The organism is Streptomyces sp. NPDC002690 (assembly GCF_053592415.1).
The window spans coordinates 1-5,105 of sequence record NZ_JBSFVR010000461.1; the positions used below are offsets into that span (position 1 = coordinate 1).

The 5,105-nt window shown below is 69.6% G+C and carries 4 protein-coding genes and 1 pseudogene; 3 read left to right on the plus strand and 2 right to left on the minus strand.

Annotation, left to right across the window (positions count from 1 at the left end):
* The 3 genes and pseudogenes from ACWD3D_RS33270 to ACWD3D_RS33280 form a co-directional block, all read left to right on the plus strand.
* Positions 1-500: pseudogene (locus ACWD3D_RS33270) on the plus strand (PQQ-binding-like beta-propeller repeat protein); the annotation flags it as partial.
* 70 nt (positions 501-570) lie between these two features.
* Complete coding sequence (locus tag ACWD3D_RS33275) at positions 571-2,493, plus strand: outer membrane protein assembly factor BamB family protein (protein WP_451464444.1); 1,923 nt, start codon at positions 571-573, stop codon at positions 2,491-2,493.
* Positions 2,494-2,765: 272 nt separating this feature from the next.
* Entirely contained in the window at positions 2,766-3,491 is a 726-nt protein-coding gene (locus ACWD3D_RS33280; RefSeq protein ID WP_451464445.1) for a response regulator transcription factor, read from the plus strand.
* A gap of 56 nt (positions 3,492-3,547) precedes the next feature.
* Here the strand turns inward: ACWD3D_RS33280 and ACWD3D_RS33285 are convergent, their stop codons facing one another.
* Both ACWD3D_RS33285 and ACWD3D_RS33290 read right to left on the minus strand, forming a co-directional pair.
* The gene (locus ACWD3D_RS33285) at positions 3,548-3,844 is read right to left on the minus strand and encodes a hypothetical protein (protein ID WP_451464446.1); all 297 of its coding nucleotides are present in this window, start codon (positions 3,842-3,844) and stop codon (positions 3,548-3,550) included.
* A 14-nt stretch (positions 3,845-3,858) separates the two neighbouring features.
* The coding region (locus ACWD3D_RS33290) for a sodium:solute symporter family transporter (protein WP_451464447.1) at positions 3,859-5,105 on the minus strand (1,247 nt) is incomplete at its 5' end.

Here is a 5,105-nt window from a genome sequence, read left to right on the forward strand (position 1 = left end):
CCCAGCTGCAAGGTGCGGCCGGGGACAAGTTCGCCCCGAAGTGCGGGAGTTCGCTGCACATCTTCGCCAAGTCCCTGGACGACTGCACCGGTGTCGTGGTGAACGCCGACACCGTCTACATGGCGACCGAGGCGGCCGGCACCACGGACCGCACCAACAAGGTGGTCGCCTTCGACCTCGACACCGGTAAGCCCAAGTGGAGTTCGGCCTCCCCGGCCGGCCGGGTCATGGAGCCGGTACGGATGGACGGTGCCAACCTCGTCGTCCACTTCGAGGCGTCCTGGGACAAGGGCGGGGCCATCGCATCCATCGCGCCTATCGGTGGTGCCCCGAAGGTCCTGCTCCAGCATCCTGAGTCCACGACGAACATCGAGCAAATGATCTACAACGGCAAGTTCCTGTGGCTGGACGGACGTTCGATCATCGTCGCCGGCCGGCTCAGCGACTCCAGCAGCAAGGGCGACGATCGCGAGACCGCGGTGATCGCCTTCGGCGAGTGATACCGCCGCTCCCGGGCCGCGTTCCCGGTTCCCCCCGCCCCGACCATCCTTTTCCCGAGGTACGTACGACATGACCCAGCCGCCCCCGCCCGCCCAGCAGCCCGGCGAGCCGCCCAAGGGCGCGTTCGGCGCCCCGCAGGACCCGCCGGCCGGCGGATTCGGCGCGCCGCCGCCTTCGCCGTCCACCCCTCCGCCGCCGCAGGCCCCGGCTCAGCAGCCCCCCGGCCCGTACGGCGCACCGCCCCAGGCCCCCCAGCCGCCGCAGCCCCAGGCCTCCCAGCCGCAGGCCCCTCAGCCACCCCAGGGACCCGCTGCCGGGCCCGCGTACGGATACCCGCAGGCCCAGCCCCAGCCCGGGTACGGCTATCCGCAGGGGCAGCCCGGGTACGGCTACCCGAACACGCCGACCCCCTCGCAGCCCGGCCAGCCCGGCTACTTCGGCCAGCCCGGTCCCGGCCAGCCGGGATACGGCTACCCGACGCAGCCGCAGTACGCGCAGCCGCAACCGCCCCAGGGCTCCGGCGGCGGCAAGAAGCTCTCCGCCCAGGCGAAGATCATCATCGGCGCGGCGCTCGCCGTGGTGCTGATCGTCGGCGCCGGGATCGTCTACTCGGCGTCCGACGACGGCGGCGGCACGAAAGTCTCCACCGCGGGCCCCACCGGCGGTGGCGGTGGCGGCGACAAGGGTGACGGCGGAAAGGGCGACGGCGGTGGTCTCGCCGGAGGCACCGAGAAGGTGCCGGCCTCCACCAAGTCGCACGTCGCCTTCCAGATCCCCAAGCCGGAGGTCTCCGACGTCACCACCGTCTACGGCTCCTGGGTCACCGACAAGGTGTACGTGAAGACCGGCGTGTACGAGGTCGCCGGGTACGACCTGACCAAGGGCACCAAGCTCTGGTCGATCCCTACGGCGGGGCAGCTCTGCGCGGCCTCCCGGCACATGACGAAGGACTACAAGACCGCGATCGTCTTCCAGGAGGGCAAGCCGACCTCGGCGGACAAATACCCGTCCTGCGACAAGCTCGGCGCGCTCGACCTGAACACCGGCAAGATGATCTGGTCGAAGTCGGTCGTCGCCGCCTCCAACGGTGACGAGCCGGTGAGCTTCGACGAGGTGACGGTCAGTGGCACGACCGTCGCCGCGGGGGGCACGGACGGCGGTGCGGCCTTCGACATCGCCACCGGCGCACAGCTCTGGGCCCCGAAGGTCTCCACCGACGACTGCTACGACGCCGGTTACGCCGGCGGCCCGGCGCTCGTCGCCGTCCGCAGGTGCGGTTCGTACGACGACCCGAAGCTCTCCATCCAGACGCTGGACGCCAAGACCGGCGCCCCGCTCTCCTCGTACGACATGCCGCCCGGCGTCGAGTACGCGGCGGTCGTCTCCACCGAACCGCTGGTCGTGGCCGCCGACATCGGCAGGACGGCCGGCGACGGCTCCAGCATCTCCGACTACTTCTCCATCGACGCCGGGACCGGCAAGCTGATCGTCCGGATCTCCGCCGACGCCGAGCGGTACGCGGGGGAGTGCGGTTCCACCGAGGTGGAACGGTGCGTCGGCATGACCGTGGGCAACAACCGCCTGTACGTGCCCACCGAATCCCACGAGGGCACCGCCGAGTTCGGCGACACCAACGAGGTCGTCGCCTTCGACCTCACCACCGGCAAGCTGCTCGGCGCCCGCGCCGATGCCGGCGAGCGGTACAGCATGATTCCGCTCCGCATGGACGGCACCAACGTCATCGCGTACAAGGTGCCCCCGTACGACAAGGGCGGCCAGGTCGTCTCGCTCGACGGGGCCACCCTCAAGGAGACGGTGCTGATGGAGAACCCCAGCACCGAGAAGACCCGTGACGCGGAGACGTACTTCGGTTACGACCGAGGGGAGTTCCTGTACGAGAAGGGCCGGCTCTTCCTGTCGCCGAACATCCTCAGCGAGTCGAGCGCGACCGACGACGACCGTCTCCTCGCCATGGTGTTCACCACCGGCTGACCCGCCGCAGGACGCCCTCCGGGTGCCGTCCGGATGTCGTCCGCATGTCGCAGGAGGCCCCGCCGGCCGGAAGGAGACCGGCGGGGCCGATCGTTTTCCGTCAACCCTGTGACATCCGAAGCAGAAGAAATCGGCCTTCTGGGGGGCTTCTGCCACGTATGGGCGCCACGGCGTCGAACAAGCGTGTAGCTTGCCGGGTCTAGGCCGGGGGGCCGACGGTCGTGGCACCCATGCGCACGGCGGTTCACGGCGGTACTGGGGGTATCTGCGCGATGAGCGTGCGGCTCATGGTGGTCGACGACCACCGCCTGTTGGCCGAGGCGCTCGCCTCGGCACTCAAGCTCCGGGGGCACCGCGTGCTCGCGGCCACGGCGCCGACTGCGGGCGCCGCCGACCTGGTCATAGCCAGGGCCCCGGAGGTCTGCCTCTTCGGGACGGCGTCTCCCGCCGCTCCGGGCACCTTCGATCCGATCCAGCGGATCGGACGGGAGCGCCCGCAGGTGGCGGTGGTGGTGCTGGGCCCGGTGCCCAGTCCCCGGGGGATCGCGGCGGCCTTCGCGGCCGGAGCGGCCGGATACGTCCGGCACGACGAACGCATCGAGGGCGTCGAGCGGGCCATGATGAAGGCCAGGGCCGGTGAGTCGTCGGTCGCGCCCGCCCTGCTCAGGGGCGCCTTCACCGAGCTGCTGCACCCGGTGGAGAAGCCCGACGACGAGGGCCAGCGGCTGTTGCGGCTGCTGACGCCCCGCGAGGCCGAGGTGCTGGTCCGTGTTGCCGAGGGCGAGGGCACCCGACTGATCGCCGCCGGGATGCGGATCGCGCCGAGCACCGCCCGCACCCACGTCCAGCGGGTCCTGATGAAGCTCGGGGTGGGGTCCCGGCTGGAGGCCGCCGCGCTCGCGGCCCGTACCGGGCTGCTGGACCGTGCGGTCGTCCACACGGCGATGACCGCGCGCGAGCTGGGGTACGACACGGCGCAGGGGCCGGACGCACCCTGAGTGGCGGGTGGGTCCGGCCCCTGCGGGGACCGTGGGGGGAAGTGCGGTGCGGCCGGTCAGTGGCCGGCGGGGCCGTCCTGCCCGATCGGTTCGGCCGGAGCCTGCGTCGGGCGCAGCCACATCCAGACCAGGAAGAGCAGCCCCAGGACCAGCATCGCGAGGCCGGTCCAGAGGTTGATGTTGACGCCCTGGGCCTTCTTGAGGTCGGCGTCGGACGGGTTGATGCCCGCGATGGTGACGATGACTCCGTAGATCACGAAGAGACCGCCGATGATCCGCCTGATGTCGAAGAGGCGTGCCGCCGTGGCGGACTTGCTCTCCAGGTCGGAGACTTCCTTGTGCAGCTCGGACATGGTGGTTCCTCCGATCAGAACGAGTAGGGGATGTAGCAGGCGGCGGCGATCACGATGGCGCCCCAGCCCAGCAGGGCCGGCTTGCGGTACCACGCGGAGTCGGACTCCTCGGGCACCTCGGGGGCGTCGGGGGACTCGGTGCCGTAGACGAGACCGGCCAGTTCGGCTTCCGGCTTGGGGGCCGTGAAGAGGGTGACGACGACCATGACGACCGCACCGGCGACGAAGCCGACGATGGCGGAGACGAAGTTCGCGCCCTGGTCGGTCGGGATGCCGATGATGCCCTGCTTGTAGAAGACGAAGTAGTTGACCATCGCGGCGGTGGTGCCCGCGACCAGGCCCCAGACACCGGACTTCATCGACGCGCGCTTCCAGAACATGCCGATGATGAACACGACGAACATCGGGACGTTGAAGAACGAGAAGAGCGTCTGCAGGTAGCTCATGATGTTCGTGAAGCTCGACGCGATGAACGCGGTGCCGATCGAGGCGAGCACACCGACGGCGGTGACGAGGCGGCCGAACTTCAGGTAGTAGGCGTCCGGCTTGTCCTTCTTCACGTACCGCGCCCAGATGTCCGTGGTGAACACCGTGTTGAACGAGGAGACGTTGGCGGCCATACCGGCCATGAACGCGGCCAGCAGACCGGTCACGGCGATGCCGAGGACACCGTTCGGGAGCAGTTCGCGCATCAGCAGCGGGATGGCGTCGTTGTACGTCAGGTCCGAGCGGTCGGTGCCGATGTTCGGGACGACGACGGCGGCGACCATGCCCGGGATCATCACCAGGAAGACGATGAAGATCTTCGGGAACGCGGCGATGAGCGGGGTGCGCTGCGCGGCCGAGAGGTTCTTCGCGGACAGGGCGCGCTGCACCTCGGCGAAGTTGGTCGTCCAGTAGCCGAAGGAGAGGACGAAGCCGAGGCCGAGGATGATCGTCAGCCAGTTGGCGCCCAGCGCGTTGCTGTCACCGATGCCCGTGTCGCTCCAGGCGGACATGAAGCTGGAGCCGTGGCTCTTCTCCAGCGAGTGGGTCAGACCGTCCCAGCCGCCGACGCGCTTGAGACCGAGGATGGTCAGGGGTATCAGCGCGGCGAGGATGACGAAGAACTGGAGCACCTCGTTGTAGATCGCCGAGGAGAGTCCGCCGATGGTGATGTAGAGCAGGACGAACACACCGGCGACGACGATCGCGACCCAGCGGTCCCAGCCCAGCAGCGCTTCCACGACGATCGAGAGCGCGTACAGGTTGACGCCGGCTA